A 24,116-nucleotide genomic window follows, 5' to 3' on the forward strand; every position below is an offset into this window, starting at 1 on the left:
GCCTCCCAATTTGGGAGGCTTTTTTTGTATTTATTAATTATGACAATTTGTAATACTTTATAATTTTCTAGATTGACAATAAATTCTTTTCAATCATCTAATTTTCTAGATATGATTGTTTTAAAATCTTAATGTTAAAAAATCAACTAAAATCCTTATTTTTGGATTGATTTTGGCAATAAACCAACTATCAAACATAAAATTGATATGAAAAAATTACTATTCATGATGGCTGTCGCAATGGCAGTTGTTTCATGTAAAAAAGATGATAAAGTCGTAGGAAAAGATAAAGACGGAAAAGAATTAATTGTGAATGAAAAAGGTGATACAGTTGCCAAAACGGAAACAACAGATTCTTTGAATGTTGCTGAAACGCTTGCTGAACCAGAAGTTGTAGCAATAACAAAAGGTGCAGATGACAAATATGCTTACAAATACAATTTGGAGATAGGAAAGACTTATCCAATGACGTTGGGAATCAAAACAACTCACACGGCTTCGGATGGGAAACAATCTCAAAAAATGTCAAGCGAAAGTAAAAAACAAATTGATTATACGGTAAAAGATTTCAAAGATGGTGTGTATACATTAGAAGTGAAATCTAAACAATATAGCGAGAAAATGACAGATCCTTCGGGAAAATCAATTTCGTATGACACAAATGCTGCGAAACCAGCGAACAAAGATATTGCGGTTTCTTGGTCGATTTACAAAGCGATGACAGGAAAAACGTATACAATGAAAGTTGATCAGAAAGGAAAAGTTGTAAGCGTTGATGGATTAGATGAAATTAAAAAATCAATTTTAAATTCTGTAAAAACTCAAGTAAGTGCAGAAGAATTTAAATTCTTTACACAGATTATCGATAATTCATTAAACAAACAAGCAATTTCTTCTCAATTTGAAGAAACGATGAATATTTTTCCTAACAAAACTTTAGCGCTTAAAGAATCTTGGAGCGATAGTCAAAAAATTGATCAAGGTCCAATGAAAGGAAATATTTCGATGAAGAGAACTTTAGCAAGTGTTGAGCCTGCAAATACGACAATTACTGTAAATGGAACGCAAAGTTTGAAAGGTAATGAGTCGCAGCAAGGTGTTACAATGTCTGCGAATAGTAGTGCGAATGTAGATGGAAAAATTTTGTTGGATACAAAATCTGGTTGGATCAACAAAGTTAATTTAACGAAAAAGGAAACATTAAAACGTACAGTAGAAGCGCAAGGTCAAAAACAAACGATGACTGAGTCGGTTACAACTGTCACAACAGTTAACTAAAATGAAAACAATTATTTGGATTATAATTTTAAGTATTATTTTCTTAACGATTTTTAGATTTTTAAGAAAAGTATTTGCAGTGAAAAAGGTTTTTCAAGAAGCAATTAATCAGCAAAGAAATGCTTATAATCAGAGCCAAAACTCAAATGATTCGTACAACGAATCGAAACCAAACACATCTTTCGACAAACCGAAATATAATATAGACGCCGAAACGGTGGATTACGAAATAATCGAAGAAAAAAAGGATGAAAAATAAAAAGAATTTACTCTACGTTCTTATCTCATTGCTGCTTTTTGCAGTGATTGCATTGGTGTATTGTTCACCAGTTTTATCGGGAAAATCTGTTATTCAGCCTGATATTATCAACTACAAGGGTAGTGCGCAAGAAATGTTGACGTATCAAGACAAAACAGGAGAAAATGTCTATTGGTCTGATGCGATGTTTGGTGGAATGCCAACCTATCAAACTGGTGCGAAATATAGTTTTGATATCATCAAAACCATTGATGGCGCATTCAGATTTTTACCGCGTCCAGCAGATTACATTTTCTTGTTATTTACAGGATTTTTTATACTTGGCTTAACGCTTTTCAAAAAGTGGCAATACGCTTTAGTCGGTGCAATTTTCTTTGCATTTGGCTCGTATTATTTCGAATTAATTGCAGCCGGACATAACGGAAAACTACATACAATTGGATATTTCGCGCCTTTGGTTGCCGGAATTCTTCTATTGTATCGCAAAAAATACATTGCCGGTTTTGTACTCACAACCTTGTTTATGGGATTGCAATTACAAGCCAATCACATTCAAATGACGTTCTATTTGTTTTTGGCGATGTTGGTTTTTGCAATCGTTCAATTCATCGATAGTTTAAAGAAAAAAGAATTACCAGATTTCTTCAAATCATCTGCATTAGTAATTGTCGCTGTAATTATTGCAGCAGGATTGAATGCAAATCGATTATTGTCAACTTACGAATACAGTAAAGAAACGACTCGTGGAAAATCTGAAATGACTTTGTTGAAAAAGAATTCGAATGGATTAGATCACGATTATATCACACAATGGAGTTATGGAAAATTAGAAACACTAAATCTTTTTATTCCAAATTTGATGGGTGGTGGTTCGCAAACAAATCCAGAAGATTTAAAAAATTATACATCCGAATTACAAAATACACAATATAGTCTTGGTGAAGATGAGTTCAATCAGCAAGTTTTTCAAGCTGTGGCAAGTCAGCCGAGAAGTGCATATTGGGGAGATCAGCCAGGAACTTCTGGACCAGCTTATCAAGGAGCTGTAGTTGTTTTCTTGTTTATTATCGGAATGTTTATGGTGCGAGGAAAATATGCGACCTATAAAAAATGGTTAGTTGGTGCAACGATTTTAAGTTTCATTTTGGCTTGGGGTAAAAATTTACCTTTCGTTACCAACTTATTCATCGACTATTTCCCTATGTACGATAAATTCCGTGCCGTATCATCAATCTTGGTGATTGCCGAATTTACAATGCCTTTCTTAGCAATTTTGACTTTATATTATTTCTTTAATTCTGACGAATCAGATGAATTCAAAAAGAAAGTACTTTATATAGTTGGTGGTTCTACAGTCGGAATTCTAATTATATTCTTCTTATTTGGTGGAATGATTTTTCCATTTACATCAGAGAATGAAAAATTAATGACTGAACAATTAATCGGACAAATTCAGCAAGCAAATCCAAATGCAATCGGACTTTGGGATGGATTGATAAAACGATTAGATGAAGCATTAATTCAAGATAGAATTTCTATGTTTAAAGCGGATACAGTTCGCACATTGATTTTTGTTTTGTTCACAATGGCTTTGTTGTTGGCTTATTTATTCAAGTTTATCAAAAAACCAATTATCGTCATTTTAGCGATTGGTGCATTGGCTTTTATTGATGGATTTACGGTGAATAAAAGATATTTGAACGAAGATAATTTTGTATCTAAATACATTGTTGATAATCCTTTCCCAACGGAAATGTCGCCTCGTTTACAAACTGAAGCAGAGAACAACAATAATGTAGCGCAAATTGCTTACAAAGTTCCATTGAACAATTTATTATCAAATATTTCAAAACAAGATAAATCACATTTCCGTGTGTACAATACGGTTTTGAGTACATTTAACGAAGCTGGAACTTCATATTTTGTTCCTTCGATTGGTGGTTATCATGCAGCGAAATTAGGGAAATACCAAGATGTTGTGGATATCTATTTTTCTCAAGATCCACAATTGAAAAAATACGGAATCAAAGATGAAACAGGATTGATTAATGTATTGAATATGATGAATACGAAATACATTATTCATGGAAGTCCAACGGAACCGCAAGTACAGCAAAATCCTACAGCTTTTGGAAGTGCGTGGTTGGCTTCAAATATCAAATGGACAGAAAATGCAAATGATGAAATCTTAGCGATAAATTCTACACCAATTAATAACACTGTAATTTTACGTAAAGATTTGGTTGAGAATAAAAACATGAATGTTTCGGCAGATACTAATGCGAAAATTGAATTGGTTGATTATTCACCAATGAAGATGACGTATAAATCTTCTTCTAATACAGATCAAATTGCTGTTTTCTCAGAAGTTTATTATCCACATGGATGGACTGCAACAGTTGATGGAAAGGAAGTTCCGATCGAAAAAGCGAATTACGTATTGCGTGCAGTTCCTGTACAAAAGGGAAATCATACAATCGTGATGGAATTTAAACCACAAGTTATTTCTACTGGAAATATGATTGTGATAGTTTCGAATATTTTACTTTTAATCGTTGTGGCTGGAGGTATTTATTTGGGATATAAAAAATGTTCTATAAAAGAGAATTTAAACTTAGTCGCTGAAAAGGCTTAATTTTGGAATGAAAAAAATATTAATCATCACCTATTACTGGCCTCCTGCGGGAGGTCCTGGTGTTCAAAGATGGTTGAAATTCACAAAATATCTTCCTGAATTTGGATATGATACGTATGTTTATATTCCTGAAAATCCTTCGTATCCAATTATTGACGAAACCTTAGCCAAGGATATCAATCCGAATGTTAAAATTGTAAAAAATAAAATTTGGGAACCTTATCAGTTAGCAGAAAAACTGAATCCAAAAAACAAAGCATATAAAGGTGGACATTTCGAGAAGAAAGAAAATCAATCTTTTATGTCGAAGTTGTCGGTTTTTGTAAGAGGGAATTTCTTTATTCCAGATGCACGTAAGTTTTGGGTAAATCCTTCTGCTGAATATTTAAAAAACTTTTTACAAAAAGAAAATATCGATACGATTGTAACTTCTGGTCCGCCTCATAGTCTTCATTTAATTGGCTTGAAGCTGAAAAAACAATTACCAAATCTCAAATGGTTGGCAGATTTTCGTGATCCATGGACTCAAATTAGTTATCACAAAGAATTGAAATTAACTTTTTGGGCTGCAAAAAAACACGAAGATTTAGAGCGTGAAGTAATGCAAAAAGCAGATGTTGTTTTAGCAACAAGTTATGCTGATGGAGAAAATTTCAAGAAGATTGGTGCAAAACATGTAGAAGTAATTACAAATGGTTTTGAAGAAGTAAAACAACAAACAGAAAAAGATCAAAATCACTTTCATTTGACGTATTCTGGAGGTTTGGAAATGCTTCGAAATCCTGTTGCATTGTGGAAAGCTTTAGCTGAATTAACTTCCGAAAATCAATCATTCAAAGAAGATTTAAAACTTAATTTTTATGGTTCTTTAGCTGATGACGTCAAACAAACAGTGATTGATGCAGGTTTAGAGAAAAACTTGGTTGCACATGGTTACGTTTCACATCAAGAGTCATTGAACGCTATTAATACAGCAAATGTTTTGATTTTGACCAACTTTGATAATGTTGCATCTAAAGGAATTATTCCAGGGAAATTATTCGAATATATGGCAACTGGAAATCCAATTTTAGCAGTTGGTCCAGCAGATGCTGATGTCGAAAAAATACTTCAAAAAACTAAAGCAGGTGATTATTTTTATCATCAACAAGTGAATGAAATCAAAACGTATATTCTCTCGATTTACAATCAATGGTTGAAAAATCCAAACCAAAAATTTGAAACAAACGAAGAGGAAGTTCAACAATTCAACCGTAAAAACTTGACTAAAAAGTTGGTTGACGTGATAAATAATTTAAAAATAAATTAATACTATATTTGTAGAATAAAAATATTTATAGTAATTTCATCATAATTAACAACCTTATAATGAAATTACTATACTATTTTATCATTTTTATTGGTTGCATTGTATATGCACAGCCACAAATAAAAACTGACGCGACATTCAATTCTTCTAATTACTCCCAAACAAATTTCGAGTTATCTGATTACAATATAACTTACGATTACAAAGTTGTTCGTAATATAAAAAACCCGGAAAAAGCGAAAACTGGTTTAGCACTTTTACAAATTGGTAAACGTTACAATAAATTCGTCGATTACAATCAAATCGGTACGGATTCTATTCTTGAAAGTTTTAGTCATTTACCTACAATTAAGACGAATGAATTTAATCAAATAATGTCTCAAAGTTTTAAATCTGCTTTTAAATATCAACTTATTCTAAAGAAAGAAAATGATGAACTTACATTTGTTGATAGAATCTCTCCGAATGATTTTCTTTACAAAGAAACGTTACCAAAATTAGATTGGAAACTACTGAATGACACCAAACAAATCTTGAATTATACTGCAAAAAAAGCGACTGTAAACTACGGTGGTAGAAAATGGACGGCTTGGTACACTGACGAAATCCCAATGAATGCTGGTCCGTATAAATTTTATGGTTTGCCTGGTCTTATTTTAGAGATTTATGATGATAAAGAACATTATCATTTTACAGCAAACGCTAGCAACCAAAATCCTAAACAAATCTATTTAGCACAAGGTGAAAAAACACCTATAAAAGTTAAGAAAACAGAATTCTATAAAGCTGAAAAAGATTATCATGAAAATGCAGCTGAAAGGTTAAAAGGAGTTGCACTTGACGAAAATAAGAAACCTATAACCAATTTTGGTGGAATGCCTTATAACCCTATTGAATTAGAATAAACCAAATATTAAATTATTTGTTTTTATATACTTAAGTTGCAAAAAGATTTGTGTATTATTATTATTATTATTATTATTATTATTATTATTATTTTTGAATGTACCTAACAAAGGGAAGAGTACAGAGGCAATTGTAGGTTGCAAACTATGATTGATTATTAAAAAACTAAATTACTTAAAAAATGAAGAAAATGTTATTAGCAAGTGCTTTTGCACTTATCGGAACTTTTGCAATGGCAAATGAAACAGAAACTGAAGATAAACAAGATGTAACTTCAGTAGAATGCTGGGATGTATCTGTTGAAAGATGTGGAGTTGGATTTGTATATGAAGATTGTGGTCCTTTAGGAGATGTTATAGATTTTGCTGTAGAACTTTATGAAGAAATGGAAGTTTATTGTAATTAAATAATAAGAGGTATAGCATTAAACTTAGTTAATGCTATACTTTATAAATAGAGTTATGAAAAAAATATTCATATTATTTATTTTATCCTCTTTTTTTATTCAAGCACAAACATATAAAGTTGTATATGATGTGAAATTTGTAACTGATTCTGTAAAAAAAGAAGTAAAATATGAAGAAATGGATTTGTATATTGCAAAAGATAGTACAATTTATATAAGTCCAAAAAAGGTAAACTACGATAATTATCTTCAAGGATTAAATGCTAAAAATTCCCAAGAATTTATAACAAATAACACACTAAATATAGCTGCTATAAAAGAAAAATACCCATCCCCAATCATTAATCATACTATAATAAGAAATAATGGAACAAATAAAATATTAAGTAAAGTAAATCGAAATATTTACCTATTAAATCAGCCTATTGAGGAAATAAATTGGAAAATAGAAAATGAGCAAAAAACTCAGCTGGATTTAATTATAAAAAAAGCAACAACAACATATTTAGGGCGAAAATGGACAGCTTGGTACACAGAAGAAATACCAAACAGTGTTGGTCCATACAAATTTGGAGGATTACCAGGGCTTATTTTAGAAATCTATGATGACAATAATTATTTCCATTTTTCTGCAATTGAGATTAATCAAAATAATACAAAACCTGATTTAACAAAAGATTTTACAAAATCAAAAAAAGTGAATTTAGAGGATTACAAAAAAATATATGAAAATAGGGGAGTTGAAATTATACAAAACTTAAAAAGTCTTAATATAACAAGCTCTAATATTTCACCAGCTGAAATGGAAAAAAAGATAGATAATAAATTAAAAAGCGAAAATATTTTTTTAGAAAAAAGTAATCATATTAATTTTTGAAAGCCCAATTAACACTATTATTTGCTTTACTTTCGCACTTTATTTTTGCACAACTTACTATTTCTGGTGTTGTTAAAAATGAAGAAGGAAAACCTATTTCTGGTGCTAATGTTACCATTTCACCAAGTACTTCAGACGAAACGTTGGCATATTTTATTACAAAATCGGACGGTAAATATTCTATCAAAATAGATAATCCATCGCACGAAACCTATGAAATAAAAGTTCGTGCGATGAATTATGCTTTTATATCTGATTTGGTCAACGAATCCTCTACAAATTTTGATTTCACTTTACAAGAAAAAGCTATCGAGCTAAAAGAAGTTAAACTAAAAGAATCTCCTATTCGTAAAAAAGGTGATACCATTGCGTATGATGTTAGTAATTTTAAAGATATAAAAGACCGTTCTATAGCAGATGTGATCAAAAAAATGCCTGGAATAGAAATCGAAAATTCTGGTAGAATCTTGTATCAAGGCGAACCAATCAATAAATACTACATCGAAGGAATGGATTTGTTGGGCGGAAAATATGCATTAGCAAACGAAAATCTTTCTGCAGACGCTGTGGATAAAGTACAAATTTTAGAGAATCATCAACCGATCAAGATTTTAGACAGTTTGGTTTATAGCTCTAAAGCCGCATTAAATATCAAATTAAAAAGCAAAATTACCTATTCTGGTAAAGCAGAAGTTGGTCTTGGCGCTTCACCATTGTTGTATCAGGCGAATATTACACCAATGTTGTTCACAAAAAAGCAACAAATGATAGGTTCTTATCAAGGAAATAATCGTGGAAATGATGTTTCTCGTCAATTAAAAACCTTAAGTCTTGAAGATTTTTTAAATGACTCTGAAAAATTTTCGAACGAAAGTTGGTTATCAATTACAGGTGTACAAACTCCCAATTTTGATGGCGAACGTTGGTTAGATAATGCAATAAATATTGGTTCTTGGAATCATCTTTTTAAATTAAAAAAAGAGCTAGATTTACGAATTAACTTGTCTTATCACAACGATTTTCAAAAGCGATTCGGAGAAACAAACACACAATATTTTTTACCAACAGGTGATATATTTCTCAACGAAATCAAAAAAAATTATTTGCAAATAGAAAGTCTTAATCTAAAAGCAACATTATCTCAAAATAGTTCTAAAAATTATCTTGAAAATGTCTTGGAATTTAAAGGAGACTGGAACAGTTCGAGAGGAGATCTCAATCAAAATAATAATTTTATTACACAACGATTAACACAACCAAATCGGCAGTTTACCAATCAGTTTAATACAATCAAGAAAGTTGGTAAACAATTAATTACGCTAAAATCTAGTATCTCGTATAAAAGTTATAGTGAAAATTTAAGTGTTTCTCCTGGAGTTTTTACTGATTTTATAAACAACGGAAATGATTATCAAAATGTGTTTCAACAAATTAATTTTGAGAAATTTTCGACAAATAATTTCGCTGAATTTTCAAAAGGAATAAAAGCTTTAACGCTACAATCAAAAATTGGAATTAAGTACACCAATCATACAATGAAAAGTGATTTGTTAGCAGATAATCAACCAATAAATTCTACTTTTACTAACAATACACGCTGGTCAACTTTAAATCCGTATGTAGAAAATAACTTTTCGTACAGAAAGAATCGACTTAATTTTTCTTTTGGAATTCCTTTTCAGTGGTATAATTTAGAGAATAATTCTTTCGGAAATAAAACTTCATACAATCGTTTTTACATCGAACCAAAATTTAATATAGGTTTAGAATTTTCAAAATTCTGGAAAGTATCAACCTCGCATAATTTCTCTAATGATTTGGGGAGTTTAACACGTTTGCACGAAGGATTTATATTGTATCGATACAATTCTATTCAACAAAATGACGGAAATTTTAACGAAGTAAAAAAATGGATTTCTTCTTTACGTTTCGAGTATAAAAATCCGATAAAATCTAGGTTTATCAATTTTGGATATTCGTACAATTGGTCAGAAAATAACTTAATCTACAATTACAGCTATAATGCGGATGCAAGTACAGTTTTAGAAGCTTTGAACTTAAAAAATCATCAAAAAACACATTCTGTTAATGCTAAAATAAGTCAATATTTTTCTAAAATTAAGACAACATTTAATTTAGCTGGAGGTTATAATTTTAGAACCTACGATCAATTATTAAATGATGATTTAATCGAAATTCACAATACCATTTTAACTTCTAATTTTGATGCATCTTTCAGATTATTAAGTTGGATGACTTTTGAATATAAATACGGTTTAACAAATTATAAAAATAAGTTTTCAAAGGAATCTGAATCACGTTCAATCACCAATCAAATCCACCAAATAGGATTACATTTTTTTCCTGTAGATCAGCATTATATAAAACTTAATTTTGATTTGTATGTTAATGATGATTCAAGATTAAATCCAAATTCAACTTTCGGAGATTTAATGTATCGTTATTCATTAAAAAAGAAGAAAATAGATTTTGAATTGTCTGCTTATAATCTTTTTAATGAAAAATATTTTTCTCAAAACAGTTTTTCTTCCAATTATGAACAACGATTTATCTATAAGTTGAGACCAACTCAAGTTATGTTTACCACTCGATTTAATTTTTAATTTATCAACCTCATAATTATTAACTTCAAAATTGTATAACTCGATAATTTATTTTAATAAAATATCAAAATCTAACATCTGTCATAAGTGGGTTGAATATATTTTACCTAAATTTATTTTGAAAAAATATAAACCACAGAGAAATGAATGACAATCGTAAGAAAGATGCATTGAATTACCATTCAATGGGTCAACCAGGAAAGATTGCAGTAGTGCCTACAAAACCTACGAATACACAACGTGATTTATCGCTTGCTTATTCACCAGGTGTTGCGGAGCCTTGTTTAGAGATTGAAAAAGATCCAGAAAATGCTTATAAGTACACAGCAAAAGGAAATCTGGTTGCAGTTATTAGTAACGGTACAGCCGTTTTAGGCTTGGGAGATATTGGTGCGGTAGCTTCAAAACCGGTGATGGAAGGTAAAGGTCTTCTATTCAAAATTTTTGCTGATATTGATGTTTTCGATATCGAATTGGATACAAAAAATGTTGATGAATTTATCAATACGGTAAAAGCTTTAGAGCCTACTTTTGGAGGAATTAATTTAGAGGATATTAAAGCGCCTGAGTGTTTCGAAATTGAGAAACGTTTGAAAGCTGAAATGAATATCCCAGTTATGCACGACGATCAACACGGAACAGCTATTATTTCTGGTGCAGCGTTGATTAATGCATGTGAATTACAAGGAAAAAATATTTCTAAAGTTAAAATTGTAGTAAACGGAGCTGGTGCTGCGGCAATTTCGTGTACAGGAATGTATATTTCTGTTGGTGCAACGAAAGAAAATATCGTGATGTTAGACAGTAAAGGCGTAATCCGTTCTGACCGTGATAATCTTGATCCTTCTAAAGCAGAATGGGCAACAGATCGTGATATTTCGACATTGGCAGATGCTGTTAAAGATGCAGATGTTTTTATCGGTTTATCGGCTGCAGATGTTTTATCAGCAGATATGTTGAATACAATGGCAGAAAATCCAATTGTGTTAGCAATGGCAAATCCAAATCCAGAGATTGCGTACGATTTAGCAGTTGCGACGCGTCAAGATATTATTATGGGAACTGGGCGTTCTGATTATCCAAACCAGGTGAATAATGTACTTGGGTTTCCGTATATTTTTAGAGGAGCGTTAGATGTTCGTTCGACGACAATTAATGAGGAAATGAAAATTGCTGCTGTTCGAGCAATTGCAGAATTAGCAAAAGAACCAGTTCCTGAAGTTGTGACGCAAGCATACAATAATCATTCGATCAAATTTGGAAAAGATTATATTATTCCAAAACCTAATGATCCACGTTTGTTACCAGAAGTTTCGGCTGCGGTTGCAAAAGCGGCGATCGAAACTGGTGTTGCTAAAAATATCATTACAGATTTAGAAGAATACAAATTGTCATTGATTAAGCGAATCGGAAAAGAAAGTACGATTATGCGTAATTTGACACAAACGGCAAAATCAAATCCAAAACGTGTTGTTTTTGCTGAAGGAGATCGTTTCGAAATTCTTCGTGCAGCGCAAATTGTAAAGGAAGAAAAAATCGCTATTCCAATTATTTTAGGAAAGAAAAATAAAATTCAACAAATGATTAAAGATTATATGTTGGATTTGGAAGATGTTGAAATTGTTGATACAAATGCCGAAGAAGATTCGGATAGATACAATCAATTCGTTGATTTTATTTACTCGAAACGTCAACGAAAAGGAATCTCAAAATCTGACGCGAAAAAATTATTGAGAGATCGTAATTATTTTGGATCATGTATGGTCGAGTTTGGTTATGCAGATGCAATGATTTCGGGAATGACGAAAAATTATTCGCAAGCGATTCGTCCAGCTTTAGAATTAATTGGAGCGGAGCAAGGTCAAAAAGTTGCGAGTATGTATATGATGTTGACAGAAAAAGGACCAGTTTTCTTAGGTGATACAACGGTTAATTTAGATCCAACTTCAGAGGATTTGGTCAACATTACATTGCAATTTAACGAAACAATTAAGAAGTTTAAAATTGAACCAAAGATTGCGTTATTGTCTTATTCAAACTTCGGATCGAATAAAGGAGAAACGGTTTCTAAAGTTCAGAATGCGGTAAATTATTTACATAAAAATTATCCAGAAATTATTGTTGATGGTGATATTCAGGCAAATTTCGCAGTAAACAGAGAGAAATTACAAAGTAATTTTCCGTTTTCTAAATTAGCAGGAACGCATGCGAATACGTTAGTTTTTCCAAATCTTGAATCAGCGAATATTTCGTACAAATTATTACAAGAATTAGGAAATATAGAAGCGGTTGGACCAATTTTGATCGGAATGAAAAAACCAATTCATTTGTTACAATTGGATAGTACTGTTCGCGAAATCGTGAATATGGTCACTATTGCTGTGATTGATGCACAACAACATCAGTAAAACATAAAGTTTAGAATACAAAAAATCCACTTAAATTATTTAAGTGGATTTTTTTATTTTGTATGAAATCGAGATGGTTTTTTTTAATAAACTATTTATTTAAAAATAAACACAAAAAAGCCTCGCAATGCGAGGCTTTCCTATTTGATAAATGAAATTCTATTATTTAACTTCTTCGAAGTCTACGTCTTCAACACCATCATTATTTGCTTGACTTTGATCAGCACCTGGTTGAGCTTGCGCACCACCTTGTTGACCTTCGTTCATTGCAGCATAAATTTCTTGTGAAGCAGCATTCCAAGCTGTGTTTAATTTTTCCATAGAAGCATCAATTGCAGCAACGTCTTGAGCAGCGTGAGCAGATTTAACCTCAGCTAAAGCTTCTTCAATTGGTTGTTTTTTGTCAGCAGGAATTTTATCTCCGTACTCAGTCAATTGTTTTTCCGTTTGGAAAATTAATGCGTCAGCAGCATTTACTTTTTCAATTTTTTGTTTTGCTTCTTCGTCTTTTGCAGCGTTTTCTTGCGCTTCTTTTTTCATTCTTTCGATATCAGCATCAGATAATCCAGATGAAGCTTCAATTTTGATTGATTGCTCTTTTCCAGTTCCTTTATCTTTTGCAGATACACTCAAGATACCATTCGCATCAATATCAAATGTTACTTCGATTTGAGGAACACCTCTTTGTGCTGGTGGAATATCTACTAAGTCAAAACGTCCGATTTCTTTGTTATCGTTGAATAATGGACGCTCTCCTTGACCAATTCTTAATGTTACTGCTGGTTGATTGTCAACTGCAGTTGAGAAAACTTCAGATTTTTTAGTTGGAATTGTTGTATTCGCTTCGATTAATTTTGTGAATACTCCTCCTAAAGTTTCGATACCTAAAGATAATGGTGTAACGTCTAATAATAATACGTCTTTTACATCACCTGTTAATACACCTCCTTGGATAGCTGCACCAATTGCAACAACCTCGTCTGGGTTAACTCCTTTAGATGGTTTTTTACCGAAGAATTTTTCTACTTCTTCTTGGATTTTTGGCATACGTGTAGATCCACCAACTAAGATAACTTCATCGATATCGTTGATTGATAATCCTGCATCAGATAACGCTTTTTTACAAGGCTCCATAGAACGACGAACTAAATCTTCTGTTAACTGATCAAATTTAGAACGAGTTAAAGTTTCAACTAAGTGTTTTGGTCCTGTTTCGTTAGCTGTAACGTATGGTAAATTAATTTCTGTTTGAGCAGAAGAAGATAATTCGATTTTAGCTTTTTCAGCAGCTTCACGTAAACGTTGTAAAGCCATTGCGTCTTTTTTCAAATCTACACCTTCTTTCGCTTGGAATTCAGAAGCTAACCAATTGATGATTGCATCATCAAAATCATCACCTCCTAAGTGAGTATCACCGTTTGTAGATAATACTTCGAATACACCGTCACCTAATTCTAGGATAGATACGTCAAAAGTACCACCACCTAAATCGTAAACAACGATTTTTTTATCTGAATTTGCTTTGTCTAATCCGTAAGCTAATGCAGCAGCAGTAGGCTCGTTGATAATACGTTCTACTTTAAGACCTGCAATTTCACCAGCTTCTTTAGTTGCTTGACGTTGAGCATCATTAAAATAAGCTGGTACAGTAATTACCGCTCTTGATACTTCTTGTCCTAAATAATCTTCAGCAGTTTTTTTCATTTTTTGTAAAATCATTGCTGAGATCTCTTGTGGAGTATAGTTACGTCCATCAATATCAACTGCTGGCGTATCATTGTTTCCTTTTACAACTGAATAAGGAACACGACCGATTTCATCTGCATCATTATTAAATTTAGTTCCCATGAAACGTTTAATAGAATAAATCGTTTTCTTTGGGTTTGTTACAGCTTGACGTTTTGCTGAATCACCAACTTTAATTTCTCCTCCTTCTACGAATGCTACGATAGATGGAGTAGTTCTTTTACCTTCTGCATTTGGAATTACAACTGGCTCGCTACCTTCCATTACAGAAACACAAGAGTTCGTTGTACCTAAGTCGATTCCGATTATTTTGCTCATATTGTTTAGTTATTTTTTATATTATTAATGATTTATTTTAAACTTTTACACACCATCAAAAATGATGCTACAACAGAATAGTCAATCTTTGTGCCAACATAAAAAAAATGACATCCAATAGATTTTAGATGTCAGGTTGTCAGATTATGATTAATGATTTGATTATTTATCGATAAAAAAGTCAGTTTATTGGTTGATAAAATGTCAGCGTTAAGTTATATACTTAAACTCAAACTTTATCTCAGTCTTAGTCTCAATCTCAATCTATGTTGTGAGAAAATAATAATTGTTTTAAAAGTTTGTTTACTCATCAGTTTTAATCAAACTCAAATTTTATCTCAGCCTTAACCTCAGTCTTAGTCTTAGTCTTAGTCTCAATATTACCCAATCTTACTTCCGTTTTCTACTTTTCGTTCGGGATGGAGTAAAATAACATCTTTCTGATTTCCATACACACCCATCACGAGACATTCGCTCATAAAAGTGGCAATTTGTTTTTTCGGGAAGTTAACCACAGCCATTATTTGTTTTCCAATCAATTCTTCTTTGCTATAAAGCGACGTAATTTGTGCCGAACTTTTCTTGATTCCTAACGGACCAAAATCAATTTCTAATTGATAAGCAGGATTTCTCGCTTTCGGAAAATCATTTGCACTGATAATTGTTCCAATTCTCATATCAACTTTTTCGAAATCTTGCCAAGAAATTGTTTCAGTATTATTTTCAAGTTTTGGTTCTTCTTTTGGTTTATTCTCTTTGTCGTAAATCGTTTGCAGAATTTTTTCTAAATCAGTTTTTTCATTCGCATATTTCGTTTTCATGTTATCTGGCATTCGGTTATAATACGTCAACGCTTTTTCGCCAAATTGTTTGATGTAAAAATTAGTCAATGGAGGAACGTTTGGAAATTGTTTATGAAAAATCATTTCTGTATACGCTTGCCATTCGCGTTCTTCTCGCAATTCAATTTGATTTTCGCCCGAACGCTGAAAAACATGTACCATTTCGTGCATCAAAACATTGGAAAGTAATACTAAATCAAAATCAAGAATATTACGCGGAACACGAATTGTAATTCCTGTTTTTTCTTCACCTTCTGCAGTCAATAAAAAACCTTTTGGATCGATTTCTTCTCGAAACGTAAAACCTGTAAAAGCATTATGTTTTAATTTCAATTCATCTAAAATTTCGTACAATGCTTCAACGATTAAGTGATTATTTTTTAAATAATTTATTCTTTCCTTAAATTTTTCTGTAATCATAGCTTTTTGGCTTATTTATCAAATATATAATCTTATTTTTGATATGTTTTAAAAATGACTATGAAGAAATTAGTACTATTACTTGGCTTGATCTCGATAACAACAAATGCACAAGTACTTAATAACAAACAAGAGTTTACGCGACAAGATTCGCTTCGCGGGACGAATAATGAATTCCGAAATTGGTGGGATGTCAAACATTATAAAGTAAGTGTAGAGCCAGATTATCAGTCAAAATCGATAAAAGGAAAAACTACAATTACCTTTGATAAAACTGCTCCTCAACAATCAGATTTATTGCAAATCGATTTACAAGATCCGATGATGGTTTCGGCTGTAAAATTGAATGGAAAGAAAATCTCTGATTTCAAACGTGATGGAAATGTTTATTTTATTAATGTCGGAAAAATTATCAAGAATACTTCAAATCAATTAGAATTAGAATATAACGGAAATCCTCGTGTTGCAGTGAGAGCACCTTGGGACGGCGGTTGGATTTTTGCAAAAGATGAAAAAGGTCGCGATTGGATGTCTGTTGCGGTACAAGGTTTGGGCGCAAGTGCTTGGTTTCCGAACAAAGATTATTTAGGCGATGAGCCAGATAATGGAATGGAATTGGAAATTATTACGCCAAAAAATTTAGTTGGAGTTGGTAATGGACGATTAGTTTCTAAAAAAGAGAAAAATGGTAAAACAATTTCTACATGGAAAGTTGTCAATCCAATCAATAATTATAACATTATTCCATATATCGGACATTATGTCAATTTCAAAGATACTTTTGAAGGTGAAAAAGGTAAATTGGATTTAGATTATTATGTGTTAGATTATAATATTGATAAAGCGAAATCGCAGTTTGAACAAGCAAAATTGATGTTGAAAAGTTTCGAACATTGGTTTGGACCTTATCCATTTTACGAAGATTCTTTCAAGATTGTTGAAGCACCGCATTTGGGAATGGAACATCAATCTGGAATTGCGTACGGAAATAAATTTGAGAATGGTTATTTAGGTCGTGATTTATCAGGTTCTGGTTGGGGGTTAAAATGGGATTTTATCATCGTTCATGAAGCTGGTCACGAATGGTTTGGGAATAATATTACCGAAAAAGATGTGGCAGATATGTGGATTCACGAAGCATTTACGGCTTATTCGGAAACGTTGTTCACAGAAACTTATTATGGAAAGGATGCGGCAAGCGAATATGTGCGTGGAACGAGAAAGGCAATCCAAAATGATATTCCAATTATCGGCGTGTATGGTGTAAACCAAGAGGGTAGTGGTGATATGTACTATAAAGGTGCAAATATGATTCACACGTTGAGAACGTGGATGAATAATGATGAAAAATTTAGACAAATGTTGCGTGGATTAAACAAAGAATTTTATCATCAAACTGTAACTACAGAGCAAATCGAAAATTATATTGCGAAGTTTTCTGGATTAAATTTGAATGCTTTTTTCAATCAATATTTAAGAACAGTTAAAGTTCCAATTTTAGAACTTAAACAAAATGGAAATAAAGTTGAATATCGCTATACAAATGTTGTGGATGGATTTACAATGCCTTTACGTTTGAAAGATTCTGATGTAACAATCAATCCAACGACTAATTGGCAAACAATTAATAATTCAACAATTACAAAAGCGATTGATGTAACAATTAATCCAAATTATTATATCGATACGCATATTATATATTAAAAATGAATGAGAACTTGAAATGAGTTTAACATGACAATGAATGTCAACCTGAACTTGTTTCAGGTTCTCATCAACAACAGCCTTGTCAAGGTTCAAAACCTTGTCAAGGCTTCAAATAAAAAAGTAAACCATTGAGTATAGTTGTAAAAAGAAAAATATTCCAAACAAATATCATCGGTTATTGAATGATGAAATTATAAATTTGTGACATGAAAAAATACATTGCATACGCAATCTTATCGGGATTATTATTAACAGCAGGTTGGCCATCGCACGGCTTTCCATTGTTATTATTTATAGGATTTGTACCCTTGATGTTAGCAGAACATCAAATCACGCAACGCGCAGAATTCAAGAAAAAAGGGCGCAAAATTTTCGGACTTTCGTTTTTAGCTTTCTTCATTTGGAATGCGATTGTAATTTGGTGGTTGCATTATGCACAAGAAACAGACGCGAATGGAGATTTGCACAATTCGTGGAGCGCTTATTTGATTCCAGTTGTGGCGAATTCCTTGTTTATGTCAATTGTTTTTCAGTTGTATCATTTTGTCAAAACAAAAGCTGGTAATCTGTATGGATTGGTTTTTCTTCCTGCGATTTGGATGAGTTTTGACAAACTAACCTTGAACTGGGAACTAACTTGGCCTTGGTTTAACCTAGGAAATGGTTTTGCAAAATATTACGAATGGGTGCAATGGTACGAGTACACAGGAACTTTTGGAGGTGCACTTTGGATTTGGTTAGTTAATATTACGGTATTCTATTATTTGACAGCTTATATTAATAAGAAAGAAATGAGATATCTAAACAAATTAGGTATTTATGCTGGATTATTAATCGCTGTTCCAATTGGTATTTCTTATATTATTTATGCGAATTACGAAGAAAAAGGAAAAGTGCTTGATGTGTTAGTTCTTCAGCCAGATCTTGATCCATACAACGAAAAGTATATGAAAGATGGTTTGCAGATTTATGACGAATTGAAACAATTGGCATTGAAAAATATTCAACCAAAAACTCAATTCGTTGTTGCGCCAGAAACTGCCGTACCTGGATCATCTGCTTTGATTTTTGATAATATGTATGATGATTTAATTATACAAGACATTCAACAATGGACAAAAACCAAAAAAGATTTACATTTTGTAACAGGAGCATCAATTATGCGAATTTATCCAATGCAATCTTTAGCATCGGAAACGGCATCTGTAATGAGAGATGGAATTACGTGGTACGACGCTTATAACTCGGCTTTGCAGATAAGTGGAAACGATTCTATAGAAGTTTATCATAAGAGTAAATTAGTACCTGGAGTAGAAATTTTTCCATATCGAAACATTTTAATGCCAATTATTGGAGAATTTATGCTTAACTTTGGCGGCACAACAAAAACGTTGGGGATTCAACCTCATCGTTCTGTTTTCAAGAATAAAACAAACAACGCTACTGTTGCTCCGGTTATATGTTACGAATCTATTTACGGGGACTATACAACAGAATATGTGAGAGAAGGCGCAAATGTTATATTCACAATGACCAACGATTCTTGGTGGGGCTCTACCGATGGTCATCGTCAATTACTATTATATGGTAATTTGAGAGCTATTGAAAATAGACGCGCTATCGTTAGATCTGCAAATTCAGGTATTTCGGCTTTCGTTAATCAGCGAGGAGATATAATGAAGTCTTTACCATATGGAGAGCAGGGTGCCTTAAATGGTACAATTTTAATGAATAGTGAATTAACGTTTTATACAAAATATGGCGATGTAATCGCGAGAATAGCGCTGTTGGTAATGGGAATTATCTTGGCTTATACTCTTGCGCAGAAGTTGTTATATAAACAAAATAAGAAAAAAATATAAAATTAATAACCTAAAGAGTTGTATAAGTAATATATAATTTGTTACTTTGCACTCCGTTTAAAATAGGACAATACAAAATAAGATGTCAAAAATTTGTCAAATTACAGGTAAGAAGAGATTAGTGGGAAACAATGTTTCTCATGCTAATAATAAAACAAAACGCACTTTTGAAGTGAATTTGTTCAAAAAGAGATTTTTTATGCCAGAAACTGGTGAGTGGATTACATTAAGAGTTTCTGCACACGGTTTAAAAACAATCAACAAATTAGGAGTTGATGAGGCTGTTAAACGTGCACGTAAAGAAGGTTTAATCAAATAATTTAAGACACCATGGCAAAAAAAGGAAACAGAGTACAGGTTATTTTAGAATGTACAGAGCATAAAGAAAGTGGTATGCCAGGAATGTCTCGTTATATCACAACTAAAAACAAAAAAAATACTCCAGATCGTATTGAGTTGAAAAAATACAACGCAGTATTGAAAAAGTATACAATTCACAAGGAGATTAAATAATAAAATTTTAGACGATGGCAAAGAAAACGGTAGCAACCCTACAAACTGGGTCTAAAAAAATGACCAAAGTTATCAAAATGGTAAAATCTCCAAAATCTGGAGCTTACGTATTTGTTGAAAAAGTAGTTAACGCTGATGAAGCAGATTCTTTCTTCACGAAATAATCAAATCATCTCCTTAACAAAAAATATTTAAGGTTAATTGAGCTGCCTCGTTTTCAGGGCGGCTTTTTTATTTCCTTATATTTTATGTATCTTCGTACAAAATTTTAAGAAATTTAGCTTATTAATGAGTTGGTTCAAAAAGATATTAGGTAAAGAAAGCAAAGAAAAATTAGATGAAGGATTAGAAAAATCTAAAACTTCTCTATTCGATAAAATCAGTCGCGCTGTAGTAGGTAAATCTAAAGTAGACGATGAGGTTTTAGATGATTTAGAGGAAGTATTGATCTCTTCTGATGTCGGCGTTGAAACAACGATCAAAATTATTCGTCGAATAGAAGAACGCGTAGAGCGTGATAAATATGTTTCGACTTCTGAGTTAGATTTAATTCTTCGCGAAGAAATTGCAGGCTTACTTTCCGAGAATAATATCGAAGATACAAATGGTTTTTCGATTCCAAAGAAAGATGTGCCATATGTTATTATGGTGGTCGGAGTAAATGGAGTTGGAAAAACAACGACGATTGGTAAATTGGCTTCTCAGTTCAAATCTCAAGGACTTAAAGTAGTTCTTGGTGCGGCAGATACGTTTCGTGCGGCAGCTGTAGATCAGTTGGTAATTTGGTCGGATCGTGCAGGTGTACCAATTGTAAAACAAGCGATGGGTTCTGATCCTGCTTCGGTTGCATTTGATACCATTCAGTCGGCAGTTGCGCAAAATGCAGATGTTGTTTTGATTGACACAGCAGGACGTTTGCATAACAAAATTAACTTGATGAACGAGTTAACTAAAATAAAACGTGTGATGCAAAAGGTAATTCCTGATGCGCCTCACGAAGTTTTATTAGTGTTAGATGGTTCTACAGGTCAAAATGCTTTTGAACAAGCGAAACAATTTACACAAGCAACAGAAGTTTCTTCTTTAGCGGTTACAAAATTAGATGGAACAGCAAAAGGAGGAGTAGTAATTGGGATTTCAGATCAATTTCAGATTCCAGTTAAATATATTGGTGTTGGTGAAGGAATCAATGATTTACAAGCTTTCAATAAAATGGAGTTTGTCGATTCTTTTTTCAAACGAAATAATTAAGAAATTTAATTCCTATAAAAATATAAATCCTTCAAGTTTGTCTTGAAGGATTTTTTTATGATATAGTTTTAATAAATCACCTTAATATATTCTTTATAAAACTTTTTGTTTTTATTTTCTTTCTTCGAAATGGTTTTTAGAAACTCGTTTAAATATTCTCTAAAAGGAGAATCTTTCGCTAAAGCATCTTGTTTTTTGCTTGTCAAAATCTGAACAGTTCCATACATTTCTTCATCATTTTCTACACTCGATGCAATCAAAGTAAAAGTTTCATTTGATTCATTAATGATATTTTTATTTGACCAAACTAACAACGGTTGATTGTTTTCAGTGTACAAAACATTGTCCCATTTTCCTAACCAATCGTATAGCATTTTTTTCGTAACTAAAGGCGTTTGAAAACTTTCGACACGATATTCTGTCAACGAACGTTCGGCTTGCTCTTGCGCATATAATAAATTGAAACTTGTAAAAAGTGCGATAAAAAGAAATAATTTTTTCAAACTCAAAAATCTTGTTTAGCGTAAAGTTATCAAAAATAATTGCAATTCTTATGTAACTTATTTGTTCTTCATGCGTCATATAAATATACACTAACTCTTAATAGAAGAATTAACCATGAAGAAATTTTTTGTACTTGCTGTTACATTATCAGGAATTTTTGCTTTTGGACAAGATGAAAAGCAGGACTCAACCGACTATAATCCAATCGAAATAAAAGAAGTTTTAGTTCAATCGCAACGCAAAAAAATGTTTGCGGACAAAACAGTTTATACCTTCGATAAAGAAGCGTTGGAAAAAGCGCGTTACGCAAAAGATTTGTTAAATACGTTACCAGAATTACAAGTTGATCCAATTTCGAATACGATACAAAGTACAAAAGGTGGAACGACTTTGTTATTGATTAATGGAATTGAGGCAACAGATAATCAAATTCGTGCTGTGAAACCGCAAGATGTGGTGCGTGTTGAGTATTTTGATATTCCGCCAGCGCGTTATGCAAATCGTGCAGATCAAGTGGTGAATTTGATTACGCGTAATCCAGAAAATGGTTATGTATATGGTGCGGATCTCACTTCGGCGTTTACAACAGGTTTTATAAATGGTTCTGCTTATGCGAATTTTACGAAAGGAAAAAGTAACTTTGGATTAGAGTATAACATTTATCTGAGAGATTATAAAGATCGTACTTCGATGAATATTTATGATTATAACTTAAATAATATTCATTACAGAACAGAAAATCAGCGCAACGAATATTTTGGATATACGGATCAAACAATTGCATTGCGATATACCAATTCGGATTCGGATAAATATGCTTTTCAAGCAAAGTTGGATATGAATATCAGTTCGAGTTTTGCTTATGCGAATGGCACAAGTTTGTTCTATCAAAATAGTTTATTAAACAATCATTCAACCTATAAACATTCTAATTCTAATTATTCAAAACCAACATTAGATCTTTATTATTCGAGAAAATTAGGAAAGAAAGATGAGTTAAGTTTAAATGTAGTTGGATCGATGTATACAACGAAATCGATTGACGAAACGCGCGAATGGGAAACAATTTCTGGTGCTGAACAATATAATTATTTGACAAATTTAGAAGCTGATCAAAAAGGAATTGTAGGAGAAATAGCGTATACACATAGTTTCGAGAAAGGAAAATTAAATTCTGGTTATCGAATTTCGAATAATTCGATTGATAATAAATTAGAAAACTTGAATGGTCCTTCGAATAATAAAGTAAATTATTTAGAACAATATATCTATTCTGAATATTCTGGAAAAGCGAAAAAACTGTCGTATCGTTTAGGTGTTGGGTTGACGAATGTTCATAACAAGAATGAAGATACAAACACAGATACATGGACGTTTACGCCAAAATTAGTATTAGGTTACGAATTAGCGAAGAATCAAAATATACGTTTTTCGAGTTCATATAAGCCAACAAGTCCTTGGAATTCGGCATTGAGTAAAAACGTGATTCAGATTGTGGAAAATATTACACAAGAAGGAAATCCGTATTTAACCATTCAGAAATCGTTTGGAAATAATTTGATTTATTCCTTCAATTCAAAATATTTTGATTTAAATACAAACGCATTTTATTATTATACAAAAGATCCGATCAATCAATTGTATTTGCAAAATATCATCAATGGAAATGTAGAAGGGTATAAATTAACGTACGAAAATGCTCAAAATTCGCAACGTTACGGTGTTCAAATTACAGGTTCTATCAAACCTTTTGGAACGGATATTTTAACGGTAAAAGTGAATGTAGCACCAGCAACAGAGCGTTTTAAAACGAAAGATGGTAGAATTTTGAAGAATGATTATATCGGAAATTATTTTGCATTATCATCTGTTTACAAAAACTTTCGTGTAGATTATCAATTTAATATTCCGTATTATACGCTGGGCGGAGCATTGTTGTACACACAAGAAAACATGAACCATGCTTTTGCGAGTTATAAATACAATAATTGGACTTTTTCTACTGGAATGTATTGGATCGGCATGCCGTCGACTTACAAGCAAAAAACGATGGACAAACAATATGTAGATTATTCTCGTGTTGGGAAAATTTGGGATAATAAATCGATGTTTGTTGTTGGTTTGAGCTTTGATTTTGCTACAGGTAAGAAAACAAATATCAACCGAAAATTAGAAAATGAAACTGCAGGAGCTGCAACGTTTTAATAAATAAACAAAAAGAGAATCCTTAGGATTCTCTTTTTGTTTATTT

The 24,116-nt window shown here is 32.1% G+C and carries 19 protein-coding genes; 16 read left to right on the forward strand and 3 right to left on the reverse strand.

Annotated elements, in window-relative coordinates:
• Positions 1–207 precede the first annotated feature (207 nt).
• The 9 genes from B4L98_RS01860 (at position 208) to B4L98_RS01900 (ending at position 12,702) form a co-directional block, all read left to right on the forward strand.
• Entirely contained in the window at positions 208–1,278 is a 1,071-nt protein-coding gene (locus tag B4L98_RS01860; protein ID WP_260509516.1) for a DUF6263 family protein, read from the forward strand.
• A gap of 1 nt (position 1,279) precedes the next feature.
• Positions 1,280–1,537, forward strand: coding sequence for a hypothetical protein (locus B4L98_RS01865; protein WP_125349691.1), 258 nt, complete (start codon positions 1,280–1,282; stop codon positions 1,535–1,537).
• Positions 1,527–4,172, forward strand: coding sequence for a YfhO family protein (locus B4L98_RS01870; RefSeq protein ID WP_291077389.1), 2,646 nt, complete (start codon positions 1,527–1,529; stop codon positions 4,170–4,172). The genes B4L98_RS01865 and B4L98_RS01870 overlap by 11 nt, the downstream gene beginning before the upstream one ends.
• A gap of 7 nt (positions 4,173–4,179) precedes the next feature.
• Positions 4,180–5,481 carry a glycosyl transferase family 1 gene (locus B4L98_RS01875; RefSeq protein WP_291077391.1) on the forward strand — a complete coding sequence of 434 codons (1,302 nt, stop codon included), beginning with the start codon at positions 4,180–4,182 and terminating at the stop codon, positions 5,479–5,481.
• 59 nt (positions 5,482–5,540) lie between these two features.
• The gene (locus tag B4L98_RS01880; RefSeq protein WP_125349689.1) at positions 5,541–6,386 is read left to right on the forward strand and encodes a GLPGLI family protein; all 846 of its coding nucleotides are present in this window, start codon (positions 5,541–5,543) and stop codon (positions 6,384–6,386) included.
• Positions 6,387–6,568: 182 nt separating this feature from the next.
• The gene (locus tag B4L98_RS01885) at positions 6,569–6,793 is read left to right on the forward strand and encodes a hypothetical protein (protein ID WP_125349688.1); all 225 of its coding nucleotides are present in this window, start codon (positions 6,569–6,571) and stop codon (positions 6,791–6,793) included.
• Between the two features lie 55 nt (positions 6,794–6,848).
• Positions 6,849–7,670, forward strand: coding sequence for a GLPGLI family protein (locus tag B4L98_RS01890; protein WP_291077393.1), 822 nt, complete (start codon positions 6,849–6,851; stop codon positions 7,668–7,670).
• Positions 7,667–10,294 (forward strand): carboxypeptidase regulatory-like domain-containing protein, encoded by a 2,628-nt coding sequence (locus B4L98_RS01895; protein ID WP_291077395.1) that lies wholly within the window; start codon positions 7,667–7,669, stop codon positions 10,292–10,294. Before B4L98_RS01890 ends, B4L98_RS01895 begins: the two co-directional genes overlap by 4 nt.
• Before the next feature lie 143 nt (positions 10,295–10,437).
• Positions 10,438–12,702: an NADP-dependent malic enzyme gene (locus tag B4L98_RS01900; RefSeq protein WP_291077396.1), complete on the forward strand. Its 2,265-nt coding sequence runs from the start codon at positions 10,438–10,440 to the stop codon at positions 12,700–12,702.
• Positions 12,703–12,864: 162 nt separating this feature from the next.
• Here B4L98_RS01900 and dnaK read toward each other — a convergent pair whose 3' ends face one another.
• Together dnaK and B4L98_RS01910 are read right to left on the reverse strand one after the other, a co-directional pair.
• Complete coding sequence (gene dnaK / locus B4L98_RS01905) at positions 12,865–14,766, reverse strand: molecular chaperone DnaK (protein WP_125349684.1); 1,902 nt, start codon at positions 14,764–14,766, stop codon at positions 12,865–12,867.
• A gap of 380 nt (positions 14,767–15,146) precedes the next feature.
• On the reverse strand, positions 15,147–15,473 hold the full coding sequence (locus B4L98_RS01910; protein WP_291077404.1) for a tRNA-binding protein: 327 nt from the start codon (positions 15,471–15,473) through the stop codon (positions 15,147–15,149).
• A 615-nt stretch (positions 15,474–16,088) separates the two neighbouring features.
• Here B4L98_RS01910 and B4L98_RS01915 point away from each other — a divergent pair.
• From B4L98_RS01915 to ftsY, 6 genes are all read left to right on the forward strand, one after another.
• Complete coding sequence (locus tag B4L98_RS01915; RefSeq protein WP_291077398.1) at positions 16,089–17,732, forward strand: M1 family metallopeptidase; 1,644 nt, start codon at positions 16,089–16,091, stop codon at positions 17,730–17,732.
• Positions 17,733–17,941: 209 nt separating this feature from the next.
• Positions 17,942–19,597 carry an apolipoprotein N-acyltransferase gene (gene lnt / locus B4L98_RS01920; RefSeq protein ID WP_291077400.1) on the forward strand — a complete coding sequence of 552 codons (1,656 nt, stop codon included), beginning with the start codon at positions 17,942–17,944 and terminating at the stop codon, positions 19,595–19,597.
• Between the two features lie 82 nt (positions 19,598–19,679).
• Entirely contained in the window at positions 19,680–19,916 is a 237-nt protein-coding gene (rpmB, locus tag B4L98_RS01925) for a 50S ribosomal protein L28 (protein WP_038337064.1), read from the forward strand.
• 11 nt (positions 19,917–19,927) lie between these two features.
• Positions 19,928–20,110 (forward strand): 50S ribosomal protein L33, encoded by a 183-nt coding sequence (rpmG, locus tag B4L98_RS01930; RefSeq protein ID WP_038337065.1) that lies wholly within the window; start codon positions 19,928–19,930, stop codon positions 20,108–20,110.
• A gap of 14 nt (positions 20,111–20,124) precedes the next feature.
• Complete coding sequence (locus B4L98_RS01935; protein ID WP_084106961.1) at positions 20,125–20,274, forward strand: DUF4295 domain-containing protein; 150 nt, start codon at positions 20,125–20,127, stop codon at positions 20,272–20,274.
• A gap of 124 nt (positions 20,275–20,398) precedes the next feature.
• A complete protein-coding gene (gene ftsY, locus B4L98_RS01940; RefSeq protein ID WP_219034146.1) occupies positions 20,399–21,361 on the forward strand; it encodes a signal recognition particle-docking protein FtsY in 963 nt (320 codons plus the stop codon).
• A 68-nt stretch (positions 21,362–21,429) separates the two neighbouring features.
• Here the strand turns inward: ftsY and B4L98_RS01945 are convergent, their stop codons facing one another.
• Positions 21,430–21,864, reverse strand: a complete 435-nt coding sequence (locus B4L98_RS01945; RefSeq protein WP_147279960.1) for a hypothetical protein — start codon at positions 21,862–21,864, stop codon at positions 21,430–21,432.
• A gap of 115 nt (positions 21,865–21,979) precedes the next feature.
• On the opposite strand from B4L98_RS01945, the gene B4L98_RS01950 reads away from it, so the two are divergent.
• The gene (locus B4L98_RS01950; protein WP_291049779.1) at positions 21,980–24,070 is read left to right on the forward strand and encodes an outer membrane beta-barrel protein; all 2,091 of its coding nucleotides are present in this window, start codon (positions 21,980–21,982) and stop codon (positions 24,068–24,070) included.
• Positions 24,071–24,116: the final 46 nt, after the last annotated feature.

Source organism: Empedobacter sp. UBA5528, from assembly GCF_002426075.1.
Lineage (GTDB): Bacteria > Bacteroidota > Bacteroidia > Flavobacteriales > Weeksellaceae > Empedobacter > Empedobacter falsenii_B.